This window comes from Flavobacterium fluviale (assembly GCF_003312915.1).
GTDB classification, from domain to species: domain Bacteria; phylum Bacteroidota; class Bacteroidia; order Flavobacteriales; family Flavobacteriaceae; genus Flavobacterium; species Flavobacterium fluviale.
The window spans coordinates 4,181,960-4,206,447 of the sequence record NZ_CP030261.1 but is presented as its reverse complement, the minus strand read 5'-3'; the positions used below and the strand labels follow the sequence as shown (position 1 = coordinate 4,206,447).

The following is a 24,488-nucleotide window of genomic DNA, read 5'->3' as shown; positions in this document are numbered from 1 at the left end:
TCAGAAAAAGCGGACACTAAATTAACGCTTTTTTCTAGAATTGTTACAAAAAACAGGAATTATAATCTAAAAGTAATATTGAGATAAAGATTGAAATGAATTTTTGTTTCATTATCAAACAATTACAAAAAGAAATAATTCTCGCAACAATTTAGATGATGTATTGTTTTTGTAAAACTTTACGACTTATTAATTTAGAATTGTAGGCGTTAATTTATATTTACTAAAAGAACATTCGAATTTTTGTCATTCCTCGTGCCTCTGAATAACAATGACTATGGAAACATCCGAAAGATGCAATTTTATGGACGGATTTTAACCCGCCCATTTTTTAGATAAATAAATTACTCTAACTCTTTCTTCAAAAACTTAGCGGTATAACTTTTTTTATTTTCGGCTACTTGCTCAGGAGTTCCTTTTGCAACAAGCTGTCCGCCGCCTTTTCCGCCTTCGAGACCAATATCAATTATATAATCGGCAAGTTTGATCACGTCCATATTATGTTCGATCACCAGGATTGTGTTTCCTTTATCAACCAATTTATTGATTACTTCCATTAAAACGCGAATGTCTTCGAAATGCAGTCCCGTTGTAGGTTCGTCAAGAATATAAAATGTATTTCCAGTATCTTTTTTAGATAATTCTCCAGCTAGTTTAATACGCTGTGCTTCTCCTCCGGAAAGAGTTGTACTTTGCTGACCAAGTGTAATATAACCTAAACCAACATCCTGAATGGTCTTGATTTTACGGTAAATCTTCGGAATGTTTTCAAAAAACGGAACCGCTTCATCAACCGTCATGTCCAAAACATCAGAAATTGATTTTCCTTTATATCTAATTTCTAAAGTTTCTCTGTTAAAACGTTTTCCCTGACAAGTTTCGCATTCTACGTAAACATCTGGCAAAAAGTTCATTTCGATTGTTCTTACTCCAGAACCTTCACAAGTTTCGCAGCGTCCGCCTTTCACGTTAAAGCTGAAACGACCCGCTTTGTAACCACGAATCATACTTTCAGAAGTCATTGTAAACAGATTTCTAATTTCTGTAAAAACTTCTGTATAAGTCGCTGGATTTGAACGTGGTGTTCTTCCAATCGGACTTTGGTCAATATCAATTACTTTGTCAATATGTTCTAAGCCTTCAATCTTTTTATAAGGCTGTGGTTTTTTTACGCCATTAAAATAATATGCATTTAGAATAGGGTAGAGCGTCTCGTTAATTAAAGTCGATTTACCGCTTCCAGAAACTCCAGTTACGCAGGTTAATTGTCCCAAAGGTATTTCAATAGAAACATTTTTTAGGTTATTTCCTGTTGCGCCGGTTAGTTTTAAGAATTTTCCATTTCCTTTTCGACGCTTTTTCGGGATCTCTAATTTCATTTTACCATTCAAATATTGAGCGGTAATGGTATTTGATTTTAAAGTTTCTGCCGGAGTTCCAATACTGATGATTTCGCCGCCGTATTTACCTGCTTTTGGTCCAATATCGATCACATAATCAGCTGTTTCGATCATGTCTTTATCGTGTTCTACCACAATAACTGAGTTTCCAATATCGCGTAACTGCTCCAGAGATTTAATCAGTTTTTCGTTGTCTCTTTGATGTAAACCAATACTTGGCTCATCCAAAATATATAAAACACCAACTAATTGTGAACCAATTTGTGTCGCCAGACGAATACGCTGTGCTTCACCGCCAGAAAGCGATTTTGAGCTTCGGCTTAAAGCTAGATAATTCAAACCAACATTCATTAAAAAATTCAATCGATCTTTGATTTCTTTTACAACTTCAGAAGCGATTAAAAGCTGTTTGTCTGATAAATGATTATTCAAATCCTGAAACCAAGTGGTCAAATCAGATATATCCATATCACACAATTCGGTGATATTTTTACCATTCACTCTAAAAAACTGTGCTTCTTTTTTCAAACGAGAACCATCACAAACGGGACAGTTAATTTCGTCCATAAAATCTTTTGCCCAGCGTTTTATACTTGTTGTAGCACTTTCGTCATATTGATTTTTAATGAAATTCGAAATTCCTTCAAAATCAATTTTATATTCTCTCGTTACGCCAAGATCTTTTGAGTTTATAGCAAATTTATCTTTTCCGCCATACAAAATCATAGTCATGGCTTCTTCCGGAATTTTCTCGATTGGATCGGTAATTTTAAATCCGAATTTTTCTCCGATTGTTTCTAACTGCTTGAAAATCCATGAAGATTTATATTCGCCAAGCGGAGCAAAACCACCGCTTTTAATCGACAATTTCGGATTCGGAATAATCTTTTTTACATTGATTTCATGAACAGTACCCAATCCATTACAATGCGGACAAGCGCCTTTTGGAGAGTTAAAAGAGAATAAATTCGGTTCTGGATTTTGATAAGATATTCCAGTTGTCGGACACATTAAATTTCTACTGAAATAACGCACTTCATTACTGTCCTGATCTAAAATCATTAAAACATTTTCACCATGATGCATTGCTGTATTAATACTTTCAGCCAATCTTTTCTGATTGTCTGGTGTATCTTCAATCTGCATTCTATCTACAACAATTTCAATGTCGTGGGTTTTGTAACGATCCAGTTTCATTCCAGAAACCAAATCCTGAACTTCACCATTTACACGAACTTTTAAAAATCCTTGTTTGGTAATCTGCTGAAATAATTCGGCATAGTGTCCTTTTCTGGCTTTAATAACAGGAGCAAGAATATTAATTCTTTTGCCTTTGTAATCCTGAATAATCAAATCTTTAATTTGTTCATCAGAATATGAAACCATTTTTTCGCCAGTGTTGTAACTGTAAGCGTCCGCACCACGTGCATATAAAAGTCGGAGGAAATCGTAAATTTCAGTGATAGTTCCAACAGTCGAACGCGGACTTTTGCTGGTAGTTTTTTGTTCAATCGCAATTACAGGCGAAAGTCCATCGATTTTATCTACATCTGGACGTTCCAATCCGCCAAGGAATTGTCTGGCATATGCCGAAAAAGTTTCAACATAACGACGCTGGCCTTCAGCGTAGATAGTGTCAAACGCCAAAGACGATTTTCCAGAACCAGATAAACCAGTAATTACAACCAGTTTTTCTCTCGGAATAGAGATATCGATATTTTTTAGATTATGAACTCTTGCACCAAGAACTTCAATAGTATTGTCTTTTTCTAACATAAATTTGAGCAAAACGCAAAGTTACCACTTTGATTTGTTCTTTTTACACTAGACTATAGAAGTTTATGTTAAAAATTGTAACAAAATAACACTAATATAAACTAGCGTTTTCTCTTTCTTGCTGCCTTGTATTCTTCGATTGCTTCCTTGGTTGTGTACCAATTTCTACCTTCTTTGTAGGCGTCTATTTTTCCTGTTCTGGCCAATAAACTTACATATTCCTGACCGTAAGGTGTGTCGGGTTCACTGACGATATTTTGTATGGATTGGTAGTCGTAACTGCTTCCCGGCATAGCACTTAAATAAATATTAAGTGTTCGTTCAAGTGCCTGACACATTAAAAGTGTTAGTTTTTGATAATTACCGTTATTTGCTTGATTAAGCGCTTCATAATATTTCTTGCGATCATTTTTTAGAATAATCGCAGGAGGAAAACCACAGCGCATTAATAATAGATTCATACTTAAACGGACTGTACGGCCGTTTCCATCAAAAAAAGGATGAATCCAGACTAGTTTATGATGATAAATTGTTGCGAGTTCGATATCATTTAAACCGAGAGGATTTGTATTGATAAAATCAATTAATTCGTCTAAATAATCGGAAACTTTATTGGCATTTGGAGGCATAAAATTAGCTCCCGAAATTCGAACGCCTCCATTACGAATGCGCCCTGCAAAATCATCTTCGATAGAACGTAAAACTAAACCATGGATAGAAAGTATATCAATACTTCTAAGATTGTAATTATCATTAATAATAGAATAAAGATAATCGATGGCCTTATCGTGATTATGAGTTTCAAAATGTTCGCGAAGTGATTTCCCTTTAATTGTAATTCCTTCTTGAATAACCATTTGGGTTTCGCGCAAGCTCATTGTATTTCCTTCAATACTGTTAGAATTGTAGGTCCATTCTATAGATAAACTTTCTCGAATTTTATGCAAAGCAATATTCGGCAATGGTCTGCTGGTTTGCAGTTCCTGCCTTTTTTGATACAATCTATCAAAAGTTGATTGAAATTCTGTTCTATATGTTAGGTCTATATTCCACACTAGAATGCAAATATAGTTCTTAATATCGGATAAATAAAATTTTCAACTTATCCGATATTAAGCTTATTCAATAGTCATAGAACGAAGTTTTGTTCTATAAGCTTCAAGTGCTATTGATTTGGAAATGAAGCCATGATATTTGCCGTTTCGTAAAACAGGAAGAAATGCCGATTTCGATTTTTCAAATTTACTCATCACGATTTCCATACTGTCAAATGAAGAAATGGTTGCAGCTGGTGTTTTCATTACATCTTTAATCTGAGTATATTTTACGCGGTAAGCATTGAAAATAATTTCTCTAATATCATTAAAATGTACAACGCCGACCAAATCTTTTTCATTGTCCACTACAGCAAAAACTACTTGATTGGAATGCGAAATAAGGTCAACTAATTTACCTAAATTTTCTTCAGGATGAACCGTTAAATAATCACATTGAATAATGGTATCAATATCTAAAGTTGAAAGAATATTAGAATCTTTATTACTTGTAAATGCGTGTCCTTTTTTGGCTAATCCTTTTACGTCAAGCGAATATTTTTCAAATCGTTTTGAAATGGCAAAACTAATAGAAGAAACAATCATTAGCGGGATCATTAATCCGTAACCTCCAGTAATTTCGGCGATTAAAAATATTGCTGTTAAAGGCGCGTGAAATAAACCGCTCAAAATTCCAGCCATTCCTACCATCGTAAAATTGGTAATAGGAAGTTTTGATAAACCAATAAGCGTTATAAATTTTGAAAAGAAATAACCAAGATAGGAGCCTAAGAATAGAGAAGGAGCAAAGTTCCCGCCATTTCCACCACTTCCAATAGTTAATCCTGAAGCAAATACTTTTACCATCATTGTAGCACCGACAAAAAGAAGCAGAACCCACTGGTTGTTTCTAAAATCTGCAAACAAAGTATTATCTAACAATTTTCCAGGATCTGTTTCAGATAAAGTTCTAATACTCTCATATCCTTCCCCAAACAGCGTTGGAAAGATAAAAATCAACAGTGCTAAAAGTGATGAGCCAATTAAGGCTTTTTTATAAGGATCGATTTGTTGTTTCGAAAAGTAATGCTCAACTTTTTGAAAATTTCGGGAATAATAAATAGCCGCCAGCCCCGTAAGCACTCCCAAAATAACATAGAAAGGAATATTATGAAAATCGAAAGTTTCTTGTTTTCTAAAACTTAAAAGAATACTTTCGTCTAAAACAATAGCAGAAACTAATGCGCCGGTCGCGGCAGAAATCATAATGGGAGTAAAAGCAGAAATGCTGACATCTACCAGTAAAACTTCAATAGCAAAAAGAACTCCGGCAATTGGAGCGTTAAAAGCAGCTGCAATTCCGGCAGCAACACCACAGCCAATTAATAAAGTTCTGTCCTTATACTGCAGTTTGTAATTTTGGGCAAAATTAGAACCAAATGCTGCTCCGGTAATTACAATGGGACTTTCTAAACCAGCAGAACCTCCTAGACCAACAGTTAAGGAACTCGTAATAATTTGAGCATACATCTGCTTTTTTGGAATAATACTGGCTTTTTTTGCAACGGCATAAAGTATCTGCGAAGTTCCTTTTTGTATAGAGCCGTTTAGAACTTTTTTTACCACAAAAACCGTCAGTAAAATACCTACAATTGGCAGAATACTGTTAATGAAACTTAGTTTAAGGATTCCGTTAATGTAAGTTGCAAATGAGAAAACGCTGTGCGCAAATGTTTTAAGAATAATAACAGCAAGTGAACACGATATTCCAATAAGAACGCTTGACAAAAAAATAAACTGCTTTGGAGTCATTAAGGATTGTGCCAAAGCAATTATGCTTTCGAGTCTTCTGAAATATTTTTTTAGCATTAGGTTTTAAAAATTATCGTTCTTACAAAATTAGGTTATAATCTTAGATTAAAAAAATAAAAGCGCAGTTCTATTAAAATCCAACAGCTGTATCATCTCCTCTAAAATCGGCCCCGCCTTCTAGTTTTTTATCTGGTAAAACTAAGATTGCATCGACTTTACCAATAATAGGAGTTGGTTTTTCGTTGATTAGATAGTTTTTAGCTTTAAGCTTGTCAATTGTTTTTATTTCGAAAGTATTCGGTTCAAAATTAATTAAATCAGGCAGCCACTGATGATGAAAACGGGGTGCATTTACAGCCTCCTGCATGCTCAAATTATATTCGTAAACATTTAAAATAGTTTGTAAAACAGAAGTAATAATGGTTGAACCTCCAGGAGTTCCTACAACCATAAATAATTTTCCGTCTTTCTCTACAATTGTTGGCGTCATTGAACTCAACATGCGTTTTTGCGGTGCAATGCTGTTAGCTTCATTTCCAACCAAACCAAACATATTCGGCGAGCCTGGTTTAGCGCTGAAATCATCCATTTCATTGTTTAGGAAGAAACCTAATTCGTCACAATAATATTTTGAGCCGTAGCCGTCATTTAATGTTGTTGTAGCCGCAATTGCATTTCCGAATTGGTCTACAATAGAATAATGTGTGGTTTCGGTGCTTTCGGCGTATTTTATTTCTCCTTCTTTTATTTCAGAAGATAAAGTGGCTTTTTCTGGATTGAAACTTGCCATTCGATTTCTTAAGTAATCTTCTGCTAGCAATTCTTTTATCGGAATTTTGACAAAATCTGGATCTCCCAGAAAGTAACTTCTGTCGGCATAAGCTCTTCTTTCAGCCTCAACAATAACCTGAATTGCATCGGAAGAATTATGTCCCATTTTTGCCAAATCATATGGTTCCAGCATTTTTAGAATTTGTGCCAGACAAATCCCACCGCTGCTTGGAGGAGACATCGAAGTAATTTTTAAATCTTTATAAGTAAATTGAAGTGGTTTTCTCCATTTGGCTTCATATTTCGCTAAATCCTGCAGGGTAATAATACCGCCTTTTTTTTGAAGATAATCTACAAGAATTTTAGCGGTTTCGCCTTTGTAAAACTCATTTCGGCCTTTCTTCTGAATTCTTCTTAGAGTCTTCGCTAAAGCGGGATATTTTATGGTGTCATTTTCTTTAAAATTTCCAGACAAAAGAGAAGTTTCTCCATTTACTTTTACAATTTTATCATGATAATCACTTAAACTTTTTTCTTGTTTTTTGGTTACAACAACACCTCTTTCTGCAAGGGCAATTACGGGTTCTAGAATTTTAGAAATTGGCATTGTTCCGTACTTTTTATGTACCGCAAAAACTCCGGCAATAGTTCCAGGAACTCCAATTGCAAGGGCAGTTTCGGTACTTTTTCCTTTAATGACATTCCCGTCATTATCCAGAAACATATCTTTTGTGGCTGCCAAGGGCGCTTTTTCGCGATAATCTAAAGAACCGACTTCGCCGTTTGCTTTTCGATACACCATAAATCCGCCGCCGCCAATATTTCCAGCAAAAGGAAATGCAACTGCAAGTGCTAATTCGGTTCCCACCATGGCATCAAAGGCATTGCCGCCTTTTTTCATTATGTCAGATCCAATTTTTGAGGCTTCTTCACGAGCAGAAACAACCATTGCTTTTGTGACAACTAATCCGGTTGGATTTACATTTGCCTGCTGTGCATGGGAGTTGAAATATATAAGGGCTATTAACAGCGTAATTTTTTTCATTGATGATTAGGTTTTTAATCGAAAATATTGACTTAAAGAGAAATCAATTTTGCTTTTGCCTGTACTTTTATTTCTTCAAAAAATAAGGTAAATTCTTCTTCAAAGTCATCATAAAATTCATTTAGTTCTTCTATGGCAAACTGCATTTTCGAGATATTCTTAGATCTGCGGTCCATTTGAGTAAGAATCTGGTGAATTCCCTCTGTGGTTCTGTAACTGAGAAGCCAGTTTCTTTCGATCATATAAGGCATTAAGCCTTGTGTTTTTTCAGTCAAAATGCCATAATTCTCATGCAAGGAATTATAGAATCGATTAATAAAACTTTCCAGTTTTTCTTCAGAATAATTACTCCAGTTCTTCGCCAAAAAATGATCATAAACAATATCTACAATTACTCCTGAATAGTGATGATATCTGTCGTGTAAACGTTTGGTGCTTTTTCTGAAAATATCGTGAGAATCGGTATAAGTATCAATAAATCGATGCAGTAAAATTCCTCTTTGTACATCTTGGGGAAAATGCTCGAAATGTTTCCCGCGAATTCCATCGGCCATAAAATTCCCAATTTTGATTAAATCATTTTCTCCAGAAAGATATATGTGGGCTAAGAAATTCATTTTTTTAGAGTTGCTGAGTTTCTGAGATTCTAAGCGGCTAAGATTCTCATCTGCTAAGTTATTTTAGTAAATGTATAAAACTTTTTTAAATCATTTTGTTATAAAATTGCGTTGTTCCAGCACCGCGGTATAATGTTAATTTTAAAATCTTACAAAATTAGGACTTTAGTTACTCGCTAACTTTTCTATATTTGTAATAAATAACCCTAACTCACAAAAATGACTTTAATAAAATCTATTTCTGGAATCCGTGGGACGATCGGAGGAAAAGTAGGAGATAATTTAACTCCTGTTGATGCGGTAAAATTTGCATCGGCATACGGAACTTTCTTAAAAAATAATATTGCTAAAGATAAATTGACAGTTGTAATTGGTCGCGATGCCAGAATTTCTGGACCAATGATTCACAACTTAGTAGTAAATACTTTAATTGGTTTAGGAATCAATGTAATTGATCTTGGACTTTCGACAACTCCAACAGTTGAAGTTGCAGTGCCTTTGGAAAAAGCCGATGGCGGAATTATTTTAACAGCTTCGCATAATCCAAAACAATGGAATGCTTTAAAATTACTAAATGCAAAAGGCGAATTTTTAAGCGGTGCAGATGGTGCAAAAATCCTTGAGATTGCTGAAGCTGAAGCTTTTGATTTTTCGGATGTGGATAGTTTAGGTGAAATTACACCAAACGATGCTTACATGGATATTCATATTGATGAAGTTTTAAACTTGCCATTGGTAGATATCGAGGCGGTAAAAGAGGCTAAATTTAAAGTGGTTGTTGATGGTGTAAATTCTTCTGGAGGTATTATTATTCCAAAACTTCTTAAGCAGATGGGGGTTGAAGTGGTAGAATTATACTGCGAACCAAACGGACATTTTCCGCACAATCCAGAGCCTTTAAAGGAGCATTTAACTGATATTTCTGAATTGGTTGTAAAAGAAAATGCACATTTAGGAATTGTTGTCGATCCAGATGTTGACCGTTTGGCTTTTATCAGCGAAGATGGCGAAATGTTTGGTGAAGAATATACGCTGGTTGCCTGCGCAGATTATGTTTTGAGTAAAACGCCAGGAAACACAGTTTCGAACATGTCGTCTTCTCGCGCATTGCGTGATGTAACTGTAAATCATAACGGAAGTTACGAAGCAAGTGCAGTAGGAGAGGTAAATGTTGTTGAATTGATGAAGAAAAACAATGCTGTAATAGGCGGTGAAGGTAACGGCGGAATTATTTATCCTGAATTGCATTACGGACGTGACAGCTTGGTTGGAGTTGCTCTATTCTTAACTCATTTGGCTAACAAAAAAATGTCGGTTTCTGCATTGCGAGCTTCTTACCCTGAATATTATATGAGTAAAAATAAAATTGAATTAACACCGCAGATTGATGTTGATGCCATTTTAACTCAAATGACGGAGAAATATAAGAACGAAGATATTTCGACAATTGATGGTGTGAAAATCGATTTTGCAACAGAATGGGTTCACCTAAGAAAATCAAATACAGAACCAATTATCCGTATTTATACAGAAGCACCTTCTCAAGATGCTGCAGATAAACTGGCTCTTCGTATTATTGATGAGATTAAGGTAATAGCTGGAATCTAAGATTTTAGTTTTTTTATATATTGAAAGGGTTGTCTTAAGTAAAGACAGCCCTTTTTTTTAAATCAAACGTTCCTACGGAACGTTAAATCTGGTAATATTTTAATTTTTTCTACCAACGAAATGTTCCTACGGAACAACATTTACAGCATTTTTACTCATTTTTTTAGTGTTTTTTACGGTCATCATTCCGTAGGAATGTTTCGTTGGTAGAAAAAAAATAGCCACCCCAACGTAGACGGTTCCGTAGGAACGTTTGAGATTAGATGTTAAAAAATGAGGTCAAAACCAAACGTTCCTACGGAACGTGAAATCTGGTAATATTTTAATTTTTTCTACCGACGAAATGTTCCTACGGAACAAATATTTATAGACGATTTTTAATTTCTAAAAATTGAAGAATTAAGATCTTAGTTTTTAATAATCTTAATTGATTTTTCAATTTTTCCATAAACAGCATGTACGATATAAACACCTTTTGGAAGTTTATCTCCAATTTTGATATCCTGATTAGTAAAATAATCATCTGAAGAAAAAACGGTATTTCCATTCATATCAATAATTTTCAATTTTACTGACTCCGTTTCTGCCGATTTTATATGTAGAATCGATTGGTTTTTGACCGGATTTGGATAAACCGTAAAACTATATTTTTCCAATTCAGATTCTCCAACACCAAGATTAGCGGCAACAACATCAATATAATTAAAATTAATATCGTTTGATTTGAATTTAATTTTCAGATAGACTTCACCTTTTGGCAATGAAATTCCATTAACAATTTTGTCACCGTAAGTCTGTAAGTCGCCAGTTGGCGGAAATGTTTCATCTGTTTTAACAATTACATCATTTACAACAATGTCAAATTTTCCAATATTAACGGGCGAAGCAACTCTAAAAGTTAAATTGTAAGTTCCTGCATTAGGCACATTCAGCATAAATTCATTCCAGTCTCCATCATTTATAAAACAAACATTCTGTCCAGTGTTAGAATCTGCGGTAGCTTGTAAACCAGTTCCTTTTCTTCTATAATGTTTGTTCGCAGTAACACGCCCGGGAACGGTTATCTTTTTTGCAGTGTACGGAACATTTATGTATTCTGTTCCAATTGGTCGTAAAACGCCGCTTGTGCCGCTTAATAATTGTCCTTCTAACATATCTGTCCATGTAGGATTTACTCTTCCGGAAAACCAGGAGTAGCGAAAAATATCAGGATCATTTTCGAAGTTATTTACAATAGTTTTCATAAAAGCTGTTTTATCAGCAGCACTTTGAATAACTCTATTGGCAAATTCAGTAATCCAAAGCGGGCGATTGAACTTCTTTAATAATCCGGTAACACCAATTACAGAACCTGCAGTATCATCATATGTATGAAATGCAATATAGTCGACTTTGCAATTGGGACATAATTGAAAAAACTGATTGTGCCAAACTACAGGATCTTGATAACCGCCATAATTATTCGGGCCGTTATAAGCTGGAGATGCGCTTACAATTTCCAGATTTTTTGCTGCTGCAATTTTTTCAATGTTTGGCCATGCATTAACAGCTTCTTGCGGTGTTAATCTAGCTCCATCGTTAAAATTTGGTTCGTTAAAAGCAAGCAGGTATTTTGCTCCTGGTTTTATTTTATTGATAAAGGTCTGAACCTCTGCATCGCTGACTTTTCCCCATGCCATTGGGACAAATTCAACTCCAAGAGATTCGTAATTTGCATTTAATGCCGGTTCCGGTTCTGGCGACCAATTGTACCACCAAGAAAGTCCTGGTTTTAAAGCCAGCATATCTGCTTCTGAATGGTATCCGTACGCAATGCCTCGTTTAGGACTTTGGGCAGAAATGCTGCAATTTAGAAACAGTAATAAAACTGTAAAAAGTAATTTTTTGATCATGGTTAATGATTTTGAAGTTTTTTAGATATTTAGAGAACATCAAATTTATAGCGTTTCCCTTTTTTATCAACTTAAAAAAATCATTACAAAAACACATCAAAACTGCTATAGATAATGTTTTAGGGTGTTGAAAGATATTTTTATAAAAGAAAAATCCGAAAAACCAGTATTTAGTTTTTCGGATTTTTGAATTTTTATTGAACTCGATGTTTCCATCTTTTGTGGGTCCATAAGTAAAATTCTGGTGTTTCGAGAATTTGCTTTTCGACTTCTTGTAAATACATTTCTGTAATTTTAAAATCTTCAAATTCTTTCGGATTATCAGCAATAGGGAGAAATGTCGCTTCGTAATATCCTCTTCTCACTTTTTTCACTTTCACCATTATTACACTCAAATCATATTTTTTTGCAAGCATTTCGGCACCTGTATGAACTGGAACTTCTATACCTAAAAATTTCATCGAGTGAAAAATTCGATCCAATTTAGGTGATTGGTCACTTGCTAAACCATACATGCTTAAAATTCCGTCGCGCTGGTTTTGTGCCATTGTTGGAATTGCCTTTCTGGTTTCGATCATTTCTGTTTTAAATTTCGAACGAATCTTTCTAACAAGTCTGTCAAAATACGGATTGGCTAATTTTTTATAAACAGCAATTCCTTGAAAACCAATTTTTGGGTTGATAGTCAAAAGCCATTCATAACTTGCATAATGTGAGGCTACAAGAATTACACTTTTTCCTTTTTTAGCATAATCTAAAACGAGATCAATATTGGTAACATGAAATCTTTTTTCCATTTCTTCAGGAGAAATGCTCATAGTTTTAATCATTTCTAAAAACATATCACACATATGTTTATAGAATTTCTTTTCGATATCTTTTCTTTCAGCATCACTTAAATGCGGTAAAGTAAGTGCCAGATTCTCGCGAACTACTTTTTTACGATATCCTATTACTCGGTAAACTAAAAAATATACGAAATCTGAAAATAGGTAAAACAATCGAAAAGGTAATATGGAGATAAGCCAAAGTAAAGGATAGGCTAAAATATAGACGAGAAACTGCATGCAACTTTTTTTTACAAAGATAAATGAAAAATGATTAACGTTTGATAATTTGCTTTCTTACTAACTTATCTTTAAGAATGATTATATTTACAATTCACAATAATTATAATTTATGAATATCATTTTAGCAGGGATTATCGTTGGCAACGTTGTTATTAGTTATAAAGGTTTTAATGATCTTTCTTTTTTTAGAAAATACGAATTTCATGTAGGAAGTATTCGTTCCGGAGAACAAATTAGAATGTTATCTTCTGGTTTTCTGCATGTAGACATGATGCATTTAATTTTTAATATGCTGACTCTTTATTTCTTTGCTCCCGTTGTTTTGGGCTGGCTCGGAACTTTTTCTTTTGTTTTAATCTATTTTGGAAGTTTAATTTTCGGAAGTCTCCTAACTATGCTGTTTCACAAGAACGATTACAGTTATCGTGCTGTTGGAGCTTCTGGAGCTGTAACGGGTGTTTTGTATTCGGCGATATTACTGCAGCCTGACATGATGCTTGGAATATTCTTTATAATTCCGATGCCGGCATATATTTTTGGAATTTTATATTTATTATATTCTATTTACGGAATGCGTGCCAAAAATGATAACATTGGGCACACGGCACACTTTGGAGGTGCTATAGGCGGTTATTTGATTACTTTGATCAAACAGCCTTCTTTATTTACAGATCAAACCCTAATGGTAATTCTGCTGGCGATTCCTATTTTAATACTTTTTGGAATGGCAAAATTGGGAAAATTGTAATGCTGGCATAACTTTTGGAAAGTCTTTACTAAATATTAAAATTTAACAAAAATGAAAAAACTAGTATTATTTTTAACAATCATGTTTATGACTATGTCTTACGGCCAGGAAATCAAACAAGTACCTCTAATCAACGTGAATGGAGAAGGAAAAGTAAAAGTAGCGCCTGATCAGGTTTGTATTTCAGCTTCGGTTGAAACAAAAGGGAATAATGCTAAAGACGTTAAAAAACAAAATGACGAAAAGATGGATGCTGTTTTAAAATTCATCAAAAAAATGAATATCCCAACAGCAGATTTCAAAACTAAACAAGTGGCTCTTAATCCGCAGTACGATTATGAGAAAAAGAAAACTTCTTATAATGCTGTGCAGACTGTAGAAATTATTGTAAAAGATTTGTCTAAATACGACGAATTAATGGAAGGTTTAGTACAGCAGGGAGTCAATCGTATTGACAGAGTTTCTTTTGAGTCATCTAAATTAGCACAATACCAATCTGAAGCTAGAAAATTAGCGATGAAAGATGCTAAAGTAAAAGCAGAAGAATATGTTTCTGTTTTAGGACAAAAAGTAGGTAAGGCGTTTACAATTTCAGATAACTCTCAGATTTACACTCCGAGACCAATGTATGCAGCAATGAAATCAATGGAGATGGATGCAGCCGGAGCTTCAAACGAAACTTTGGCAATTGGCGAAATCGAAATTACTGCAAATGTCAGCGTGAGTTTTGTTTTAGACTAAACGATATAAAAATTCAATTTTTAAAATCCAAATTCCAATTTAATTGGGATCTGGATTTTTTTGTTTTAAAAAGCATTAATTTATATTTACACAAAAAGTACCTTTTATGAATAATCCAGAGCAATTTTTAAAAACACATATTGAGAAAGTAGTTCCTTTAACAGATGAAGAAGCTATTTTTATTGTATCTCATTTTGTATTAAAAACTTTTCAAAAAGGCCAATTTATTATCGAAGAAGGAAATGAAGTCTCAGATGTATATTTTGTGCTTTCAGGATTAGTCAAATTGGTTTATGAGGACAAAGATGCCAAAAAACATATTGTTTCTTTTGCGATGGAAGATTGGTGGGAAACCGATTTTCAGGCTTTTTATACAGGAGGAAAAGCCTCATTATCTTTAGAATGCATTGAAGATACAATTGCTTACAGCCTTTCGCTGGAAAACTTCGAAAAGCTTTGTATGGAGGTACATAAAATGGAGCGTTTTTTTCTTCGAAAATCAATCGCAGGTCATATTGGATCACAAACAAGAATATTGTCATTTTTAACTTCAAATGCACGCGAAAGATACGAACAGTTACTGCTTAAAAATCCAGCCTTGTTACAGCGTGTCCCTAAATCTTCTTTAGCTTCTTTTTTAGGAGTTTCGCGCGAGACTTTGAGCCGTTTATTTTAATAATTTAAAATTGTGATGTTTGTCACACCCCAGAAAAGAAAGCCTTTCTGATTTTTGCATCTATAATTTAAAAATTTTAAAGATGGAAAAAAGAATAATAAATCCTTGGAAATGGCAGGACGCGAGAAACTATGTTCAAGCTGTGGAAGTGAATGATGTAAAGGGAACTTTATATGTTTCTGGTCAAACTGCAATAGATGAGAATGGCGTTTCTAGCGATGCAGATATGCGATCCCAGCTGATACACACAATCGAAAATTTAGAAAAAGTTATTCAAGAGGCTCATTACGAATTAAAAAATATCGTTAGACTTAATATTTATACAACAGAAAGTGCTTCATTATTTGAAAATTTTGATGTTTTGCAAAATTGGATCTTGAAGAATGAAATAAAGCAATCGAGTACGGTTCTGGAAGTAAAAAAACTTTTTGAAACGTTAAAAGTCGAACTAGAAGCGACAGTAGTAAAGTAAAAGTAATTTTAGAAATTACTAAAAAAGTCTTAATGAAAATTAGGACTTTTTTTACTTTCTTTCCTTAGCATAAATTCTTTTATTAAACTTTGGGCGGTTTTCCGCACGTCGTTTTTAACTTAACATATAGTTTATATTAAGTTGAACTTGCGATTGTATACTTGTAAGTTTAAAATACAAACAATGGCAAGGTTACTCATTTTATTCTATTTTTTTCCGGGATTTTTATTTGGACAGCAGATAAAATTTGAAAATTTTACAGCAAATCAAGGACTCTCCAATAACTCAGTTGCAGACATAGAAAGTGATAAAGACGGAGGCTTATGGATCGCTACCTGGGATGGTTTAAACTATTTTGATGGATACAATTTTAAAATCTATAAAAACAGTTTAAATAACCTGACAACAATTTCTAGTAATTATATTACTAAATTAGAAAAAGATGCGGAAGGACATCTCTGGCTTATTACAAAAGAAGGAAATGTAAACTGTTATGTTGGAAATGATGAATTTAAAGAATTTAAATTTAAAAGTATTCCGAAAGATATTCACTTGTCTCAAAAGGGAAATATTATAGTAGAAACGAGTACCGCATACTATGAATTTAAGAATAAAGCTTTTGTTAAGGTTCCGCAAAATAGTCTCAAAAGAAATGATCTTACCAATCTTAAAAATATTCTCCTCAAGAAATATCCTAAACTTGTTATAAATTATATTTTAAAAGATAAATTAGGAAATATTTGGTTTGCCACGCGCGAAAATGGACTTTACATACTCACAAATGATTCTAAAGAGAATACGATAGAACATATAACTGCTGATATATATGATTCATATTCTTTTAAAAGTAACGAAATAGAAACACTTCACGAAGATGATTTTGGCAATATTTGGTTAGGACAAAAAGATGGCGGTTTAAGTATAGCTTACACAGGTTCTCAAGAAATAAACTCGATTGTGCCTCATCCTGTAAAAGAACCTTACCTTCCGGCAGAAACCATTCGTGCAGTAACCAAAGATACAAAGGGAAGAATCTGGTTAGGTTATTATACAAGAGGACTTTATTATTACAACCAGAATAGGCAGTTTTTTGAAAAATTTAAAATAGATAAAGCTGGTTTACATGCAGATTGGGAGCGAATACGAACATTATTTACCGCAAGCGACGGAACAGTATGGGCAGGAACTTATAAGGGAATTTTACGCATTTCGGCCAATAATACTGAAAGCTACGAGAACAATAATGCAGATGGAATGAATATTACGAGATGTTATTCTATTTGTGAAGACCAAAATAAACAGCTCTGGATGGGATGCTGGGGTGGACTTGCTAAATTTAATCTCACATCCAGTAGATTTGAAAAATTTAAAGGACAGGAATTATTAAAAAAGTATCACATTCGATGTGTCAGGAAAAACAATCAAAATTTAATACTGGCTACAGAAAATAATGGAGTAATTATATTTAATTCAACAACAGGCGTGGTAAAAAGTATTACTACCAAAGAAGGAATTTTAGGCAATAGTATTTACTCTGTTTTGATAGATCACGAGTCTGATAATTACTGGATTGCTTCTTTAGGAGGTGTCAGTATTTTTAATAAAAAAACAGGTTTGGTTAAAAACCTAACAGAATCTGAAGGTCTGCCAAGTCATATGGTATATGGAATTATAGATAATGGAAACAAAGTTTGGATTAGCACCACAAAAGGAATTGCTTCTATTGATAAAAAAACATATGCCGTTACTTCTTACAATCCTGCTTCGGGCTGGCAGGCGCCTGAGTTTTCAGAAGGAGCCTATTTTCAGGACTCTAAAGGGAATTTGTTTTTTGGCGGAGTAGGCGGACTGAATTATTTTAATCCGAGTGCCATTTACTCCAATACTTCAAAAGCAAAAATAAAACTCAAAGTAGATGGAAAGTCAGATTACACAGCATCAATAGATAAAAGTTTCACCCATAATGAATTGGAAATAGAGCTTATTCCTATTTTGTTTCCTAAGAAGAAAATGGATATTTATTATAAATTGGAGGGAAGAGATGAAAAATGGAATCTCGCAGTTGAGGGGACTAAAATAAAATACAACCATTTATCTTCGGGAGATTACAGTTTTTTAATCAAACAAGGAAAAGACGGAATACCAGAGCCGGCATTTTTTACGCTTCATGTTGCCAAAGCATTTTATGAATCGATATTATTTTATATGCTTTTATCAGGTTGTATACTTTTAGTCTGCATAATAGTAGTTTACATAAAAAATAAAACATCTCTTGCCCAGCAAAAATATCTCGAAGAACTCGTAACGGCACGTACCGCTGTAATTGAAAATCAGAAAAAAAATCTAGAAGACATTAACATAGAACTAGATCAAAAAAATAAAAAAATAGAAGAACAGAAAGAAAAACTGCTGATTCTGCACAGCGATTTAAAAAATGAAAACTTTGAAATCGAAAAGTTTAAAACCTTTATGCTCGCCGAATTTCAAAAACCAATATCGGAAATTATTAAAGTCTCATCTTCCTTTAAAAAAGATACCGAAATACACCGAAATTTATTATTGAAAACCAATAAATTGGTTAATCTCATTTCGGAGTGGAATTACCTGGAACATGTAAAAGATCTGGGACCCGTTAAAAAGACAGCGGCAAATTTATTCCCTGTTTTAAAAAATAATGTAGAAAAACTAAAAAAGAACCTGCAGCTCAATCAGGTAAATTTTAACTGCGAAATAGACAATACGAATTGTTTTGCATTGATCGACATTTTGCGTTTAAAGCTGTCGATGCAATACTTCTTTAATGATATCTGCAAATATTCAGATAAAGACAGTACGCTGCATATTACAATTGGCTGTGAAGATAATTGGATACAAATTAAAGTAGCTTCTGATAGTATTATCTTAAAAAATAACTGGTACAATATCTCGCATTACAGTCCGTACTTTGCGGCGCTGCAAATTTTACTGCAAGATTTAAAGGCAGAATTAGTTTTGTCCTCAGATGAACATTTTCAGGCTGTTTTAAATATTCCCATCGAATTTGTCGATCCCGATGCCAATTTTAAGGAAACAATTTCTTGGAAAAACTTTAATTACCACGACCAGCTTTCTGAAGGTAAAAAATGTCTTTTGGTTTTTGGTGATGCGTATAATGATCCAGCGGCAAATCAGGTTTTAGAAAGTGAAAATTATAACATTATTTATGAAAGTTCTGTTTCTAACCTAAACGCAGTTATGAAACAAATAGAGATTGCAGGTTTGGTTTTTTATCAGGCCGCATTTTCAAAAGAACTGCTTAATTTTTTACAGCTGCATAAAGAAAGTACGACTATAAAAATACCGATGATTTATATTTCAGAAGATATCAATTACGAACTGGATGAGCAATTATTGGAAATAGGAATAGATACACATATTAAACTTCCCGCCAGTGTTTCTTTTGTCAGAAAAAAAATTGATAGTTTAATTAATCAAAATATTGAACCTTTAAGAGAACATAAAATACAGCAGAAAATATTTGAAATTCTAACAGAAGACAACGAACATGTGACTGCAAATGAAAGACTTTTGAAAAGAGCATTAGAAATAATTAAAGAGCAATTGCAGAATCCGTTATTTAATGTAGAAATGCTGGGAGACGAATTGGGAATTTCCAGAGTAAAATGTTACCGCGTATTTAAAGAAACCCTAAATCAATCCCCATCAGATATATTGATGTCTCTTCGATTGCAAAAAGCAGAAGTCTTATTAAAAACCAAAAAATTAAACATATCCGAAATAAGTTTTGAATGCGGCTACAACGATCCAAAGTATTTTGGACGCTCTTTTAAGAAGTATTTCGGCAAAACTCCGAAGGAATATAAAGAATCACGAGAATTAAAAGAGCAAGTTGGTTAGAATTTCTGTTAGCCCTGTATTTACGCAAAGTTAGCCCAATGTTAATGAGCAATAAAGCCCCTTTTTTGCGTTAATTCTATCCTAATTTGAATTAAAAGTCCTCTTTTGAAAAACAAAAATCCTCCTTTTGGCAGGATCCATAAAATACTTTTGGCAAAACATAAAAAAGTATTTTAAATGAAAAAAATTTATGCATTGTTAATTCTTGCCTTAGGATGTATGTCATACACCCATGCGCAAGTTTCGGTATCAGGAATTGTGGTTTCTGATGTTGAGAAAGTACCTGTACCAGGAGTATCTGTGTATATAAAGGGAGAACCAAAAGGAGCTGTTACAACAGATTTTGATGGTAACTTTAAAATTAAAGCACAGCAAAACACTGGTGTTTTGGTTTTTTCTTATGTAGGATTTCAAACAAAAGAAGTTTCATTTTCAGGCGGTGCAAAATTGAACGTCTCGCTTGCTGAAGAAGTAAGCACTTTAAATGAAGTGGTAGTGGTTGGTTATGGTTCTCAAAAGAGATCGGACGTAACGGGTGCTATTGGATCTGTGAAAAGCGAAAATTTTAACAAAGGAGTAGTAGCAAATGCCGGACAATTGATTCAAGGTAAAGTTGCTGGTGTTAATGTTGTAGCTGCGAGCGGTGAACCAGGTGCAAATCAAGATATCATTATTCGTGGAGTTGGAAGTTTACGTTCTGGAACAACGCCTCTTTATGTGGTAGACGGATTTGCTCTTGATAACTCTAATAATGGTGTTGCTTCAAACCCGCTGAATTTTATCAATCCTCAAGATATCGAAAGTATTGAAGTACTTAAAGATGCATCGGCTTCGGCAATCTACGGTTCCAGAGCTGCAAATGGGGTAGTTGTAATTACAACCAAAAAAGGATCAAAAGGTCAGGCTAAAATCAACCTTAATGTAACTACTGGATTTTCATCATTAGCAAATAAAGTTGATGTTTTTAGTGCAGATGAATTTAGAAAACAAGTTGCTGCCGTAAATGGAAATTTACAAGATGGCGGAGCTAATACAGACTGGCAGGATGAATTGACAAGAACTGGAGTTTCTCAAAACGTTAATTTCTCGATGAGCGGTGGAACAGAAAAATCTACTTATGCAGCTTCTGTAGGTATAGATAATCAAGAAGGTGTTTTAAGAAATAGTGATTTAAAACGTTATTCTGGACGTTTAAACTTAACGCAAAAAGCGCTTGACGATAAGTTTAATGTTGCCTTTAATATGACTGCAACAAAACTAGAAAATTCAAGACCAGATGCTAGATCGGTTGTTGGAAATATGCTTACAATGAACCCAACAGATGCGGTTTATGTTAACGGACAGCCAAATCTTAATTTAAGTAACGATATTTTAAATCCTTTAATCAGCGAGAAAAATTACTCTGATCTTACCAACAACAATCGTATTCTGGCGAATATCGCTCCATCTTATGAATTTATTCCAGGATTAACCTATAAATTCAATTTAGGAGTAGATTATTCTATGTCTGAAAGAGATATTCAAGTTTTGCCATACTCATCAGCAACGAATACAACTCTTGGTTCTTTGAACAATATTATGACTACCAATAATAACGTTTTATACGAGAATACATTAACATATAACTTTAGTGCAAAAGCTCATAATTTTACAGTTTTAGCGGGTCAGTCTTACCAAAAAATACAAGTATATCAAAAGAGTTATAATTTATCTGGATTTCCTGATAATGGTGTAGAACCAAAGAATCAAATTGAAACAGCAAGCGAGCGTACAACACAATCTTCATCTGCTGTAGAAAATGAGCTTCAATCTTTCTTCGGAAGATTAAATTATGCTTACGACAACAAATATTTATTAACAGCAACAATGCGTGCTGACGGTTCTTCTAAATTTGGTAAAAACAATAGATATGGATATTTTCCATCTGTAGCATTAGGCTGGAATATTACTAAAGAAGATTTTTTAGCTGAATCTGAAACATTAAACAATCTTAAATTAAGAGCAAGCTGGGGACAAACAGGATCTCAAGAGATTCCTTCTAAAATTACAAAAGCAAGTTATACCGAAAGTAATACAGGAAACGATACGTATCCGTTAGATCCATCTGCGACAGATTTAAGCGGTTATCCTTATGGTTCAATCTACACACGTTTGGCTAATCCAAATATTCAGTGGGAGGTTTCTACTCAAACAAACATTGGTTTAGATTTTAGTTTATTCAATAATAGATTATCAGGTACTGTTGATTACTTCAATAAAGTTTCAGAAAATATTTTATTAGAAGTAGCTCCGGTAGATCCTATTCAGCCAACTTCAAAATATTGGACAAACATTCCTAACATGCAGATTAAAAACAATGGTATCGAGGTAGCTTTGGATTACAGCAGTGATAAAAGCAGAGATTTCTCTTATAGCATTGGCGGAAACGTTTCTTTTACAGATAATAAAGTACAGAACTCACCGTATAAAATTTTAACTACAGGAGGCGCACAAGGAGGCGGACAATCTGGAGCAACGATTAACGGAGTTCTTAACGGACAGCCTATTGGTTCTTTTTATATGCTTCAATTTACAGGAATCGGTGCTGATGGTTTAAACCAATTTGCAGATACAAATGGAGATGGCAGTATTCTTGACGATGACCGTGTCGTTGCTGGAAGTGCATTACCAGATTATATCTATGCTTTCTACTTGAATTTAAGATATAAAAACTTTGATTTTGGTGCGAATTTTAATGGAGCGGGCGGTAATAAAATTTACAACCACGTAGCAATGACTTCTTTCAACAGAGGAAATTTAGCAAACTCATTTAATACTACAGACAGAGCTTCACAATATTTAAACGAAGCATCAACAAATTCAAATACAGTTTCTACTAGATATTTAGAAGACGGAAGTTTCCTGCGATTAAATAATGCAACACTAGGTTATAATTTAAGCCCAAAATTAATCGGACTTGATAATGTTATGGATAATATCCGCCTTTCGATAACAGGACAAAACTTATTTGTGATCACGAAATACAGTGGTTACGATCCTGAAATTAACACTGGAACTTCAGTTGGCGACATTCAGTCTTTTGGTATTGACTATTTCAGTTACCCTAGAAGCAGAACTATTGTATTTGGCGTAAACGCAGCATTTTAATCAAAAATAAAAAACATGAAAAATAAAATAATAGTAGCAGCTCTTGCATTCAGTTTGTTCTTTAACTGGAGCTGTACTGACTTAGAAGAGAAGGTACTTGACGAATCTTTGGATGGTGCGGGACAAGCAGATGCAATTAGCGGAGCAATTGCTCCAGCTTACGGACAATTAAAAGCAACATGGATTCATACCAATAATTTTGGTTTGCAGTTAATTGCCAGTGATGAAGGGATTCTGCCTTATAGAGGAGGAACAGACTGGTACGATGGAGGTAAGTATTTAGCTGTACACGCGCATACAACAACGCCTACAAATGATTTAGTTACAAGTACTTGGAATGAGCTTACTAAGAATATTTCCAGAACATTATCTGCTATTGAAGTACTTACTCCTCTTGCAGAAGGTGGAAATACAGAAGCACAGGGAGCACTTTACGAAATGAAAGCACTTAGAGCTTATTTAAATATGCTGACATTAGACAGCTGGGGGCTTGTGTTTAAAAAAGAATCATCAGCAAGTACTTCAGAAATCCTTCGCGGTCAAGAGGCGGTATCTTATATAGAAGAAGAACTTTTATCAGTTGCTGATGTAATTAATAATACAAAAGGACCAGGAAGAATGACTCAGGCTGCTGTTTGGGGACTTCTTGCCAGATTGAATCTAAATGCTGCTGTTTACCGTGATCCTTATGGAAAGCCTTCGTTTTCGGCAGCCGACATGGATAAGGTTATTAAATACACAGATAATATTGTTAATTCAGGTAAATTCAGCCTGTCTCCAGAGTATTTTGACTTATTTGATGATAATAACAATTCGAACAAAGAAGTAATATTTGCAATGGATCAGCGTGGTGTTTTAAAAGACGAGAATAACCGCTGGGCATATTGGTCAATTCCAGGATCAATGTTTCCTAGACCTGAATCTATTAATGCAGACGGAACAGATGGTCCTGCAATTACATCAGATTTCTACCAGACATGGGTAGATGCGTACGGATCTGTAGACCCTGCAGATGCTGATTCTAGATTCTATAAAAACAATGCAAAAGTACCAGCTCATTTAAAAGATCTTACAGGACTTTCACCTTTAAACGATCAGGATCATTACTACTGTGTTAAAGCAGAAGAATTTGAAATCGACAGAGGAATTATGAGAGGTATTCCATGGGCTGCAAGAAAAGATGCTAACGGCGCATTTTTTAAATGTGACGGCGGCTACAGAATTTATCCAGTAAAACAAATTAAAGGAAACGGACCAGACAAAAATGTTGGTTACGTAAACCTTACTTTAAAAGTTGATTTTACTAATGAAGGAAGTATGCACTACTCAGGTTATAGAGTATCTAAATACCAATTCAGTCATACATCTCCTGATGGAAACTATTACAGCAGTGTAGATATGGTACTTTTAAGATATGCCGAAATTTTGATGATGCGTGCTGAAGCCAAATTAAGAAAAGGAGATAATGCAGGTGCATTAGCAGACATGAATACCGTGAGAACTTCAAGAACTGCACGTGCCCCAATTCCTGCAGCGCTTCCATCTATTAATTTAGATATTTTGTACAGAGAATATGGATTTGAATTTTACTGGGAAGGTTTAAGAAGAAATACTCAGATTCGTTTCGGTCATTTTGAAGATAAATGGACTGAAAAAACGGATACAGATGTAAACAAGAGATTGTTCCCAATTCCACAGGTTGCGATTGATGGAGCTTCTAACACTCCAGGATATTTAGTACAGAATAAAGGATATTAAAAATTTAGTTTATAGTTTGAGTTG

General features: G+C 34.2%; 15 protein-coding genes. 8 read left to right on the top strand and 7 right to left on the bottom strand.

The genetic code is table 11. From position 1 onward, the window contains the following. Positions 1-344: 344 nt before the first annotated feature. The 5 genes from uvrA to HYN86_RS18135 form a co-directional block, all read right to left on the bottom strand. On the bottom strand, positions 345-3,176 hold the full coding sequence (gene uvrA, locus HYN86_RS18155) for an excinuclease ABC subunit UvrA (RefSeq protein WP_113679329.1): 2,832 nt from the start codon (positions 3,174-3,176) through the stop codon (positions 345-347). A 101-nt stretch (positions 3,177-3,277) separates the two neighbouring features. Beyond that, on the bottom strand, positions 3,278-4,231 hold the full coding sequence (locus HYN86_RS18150; RefSeq protein WP_113679328.1) for a Fic family protein: 954 nt from the start codon (positions 4,229-4,231) through the stop codon (positions 3,278-3,280). A 63-nt stretch (positions 4,232-4,294) separates the two neighbouring features. Further along, positions 4,295-6,079 (bottom strand): chloride channel protein, encoded by a 1,785-nt coding sequence (locus HYN86_RS18145; RefSeq protein ID WP_113679327.1) that lies wholly within the window; start codon positions 6,077-6,079, stop codon positions 4,295-4,297. 73 nt (positions 6,080-6,152) lie between these two features. Then, the gene (gene ggt, locus HYN86_RS18140) at positions 6,153-7,838 is read right to left on the bottom strand and encodes a gamma-glutamyltransferase (protein ID WP_113679326.1); all 1,686 of its coding nucleotides are present in this window, start codon (positions 7,836-7,838) and stop codon (positions 6,153-6,155) included. A gap of 32 nt (positions 7,839-7,870) precedes the next feature. Next, positions 7,871-8,455: an acyl carrier protein phosphodiesterase gene (locus HYN86_RS18135; RefSeq protein ID WP_113679325.1), complete on the bottom strand. Its 585-nt coding sequence runs from the start codon at positions 8,453-8,455 to the stop codon at positions 7,871-7,873. Positions 8,456-8,674: 219 nt separating this feature from the next. Between HYN86_RS18135 and glmM the strand changes: the two genes are divergently transcribed. Beyond that, positions 8,675-10,063 carry a phosphoglucosamine mutase gene (glmM, locus tag HYN86_RS18130; protein WP_113679324.1) on the top strand — a complete coding sequence of 463 codons (1,389 nt, stop codon included), beginning with the start codon at positions 8,675-8,677 and terminating at the stop codon, positions 10,061-10,063. 407 nt (positions 10,064-10,470) lie between these two features. Here glmM and HYN86_RS18125 read toward each other — a convergent pair whose 3' ends face one another. Together HYN86_RS18125 and HYN86_RS18120 are read right to left on the bottom strand one after the other, a co-directional pair. Beyond that, positions 10,471-11,955: a glycosyl hydrolase gene (locus tag HYN86_RS18125; protein ID WP_113679323.1), complete on the bottom strand. Its 1,485-nt coding sequence runs from the start codon at positions 11,953-11,955 to the stop codon at positions 10,471-10,473. Between the two features lie 194 nt (positions 11,956-12,149). Further along, positions 12,150-13,022, bottom strand: a complete 873-nt coding sequence (locus HYN86_RS18120; RefSeq protein ID WP_113679322.1) for a lysophospholipid acyltransferase family protein — start codon at positions 13,020-13,022, stop codon at positions 12,150-12,152. 112 nt (positions 13,023-13,134) lie between these two features. On the opposite strand from HYN86_RS18120, the gene HYN86_RS18115 reads away from it, so the two are divergent. The 7 genes from HYN86_RS18115 (at position 13,135) to HYN86_RS18085 (ending at position 24,464) form a co-directional block, all read left to right on the top strand. Beyond that, positions 13,135-13,773 (top strand): rhomboid family intramembrane serine protease, encoded by a 639-nt coding sequence (locus HYN86_RS18115; RefSeq protein WP_113679321.1) that lies wholly within the window; start codon positions 13,135-13,137, stop codon positions 13,771-13,773. Positions 13,774-13,824: 51 nt separating this feature from the next. Then, positions 13,825-14,514 carry an SIMPL domain-containing protein gene (locus HYN86_RS18110; RefSeq protein ID WP_113679320.1) on the top strand — a complete coding sequence of 230 codons (690 nt, stop codon included), beginning with the start codon at positions 13,825-13,827 and terminating at the stop codon, positions 14,512-14,514. A 106-nt stretch (positions 14,515-14,620) separates the two neighbouring features. After that, positions 14,621-15,190, top strand: coding sequence for a Crp/Fnr family transcriptional regulator (locus HYN86_RS18105; RefSeq protein ID WP_113679319.1), 570 nt, complete (start codon positions 14,621-14,623; stop codon positions 15,188-15,190). Positions 15,191-15,272: 82 nt separating this feature from the next. Continuing rightward, entirely contained in the window at positions 15,273-15,662 is a 390-nt protein-coding gene (locus HYN86_RS18100; RefSeq protein ID WP_113679318.1) for a RidA family protein, read from the top strand. Positions 15,663-15,845: 183 nt separating this feature from the next. Beyond that, positions 15,846-19,559, top strand: a complete 3,714-nt coding sequence (locus HYN86_RS18095; protein WP_113679317.1) for a two-component regulator propeller domain-containing protein — start codon at positions 15,846-15,848, stop codon at positions 19,557-19,559. A 177-nt stretch (positions 19,560-19,736) separates the two neighbouring features. Next, entirely contained in the window at positions 19,737-22,706 is a 2,970-nt protein-coding gene (locus HYN86_RS18090) for a SusC/RagA family TonB-linked outer membrane protein (RefSeq protein WP_113679316.1), read from the top strand. A gap of 15 nt (positions 22,707-22,721) precedes the next feature. After that, positions 22,722-24,464, top strand: a complete 1,743-nt coding sequence (locus tag HYN86_RS18085) for a RagB/SusD family nutrient uptake outer membrane protein (protein ID WP_113679315.1) — start codon at positions 22,722-22,724, stop codon at positions 24,462-24,464. Positions 24,465-24,488: the final 24 nt, after the last annotated feature.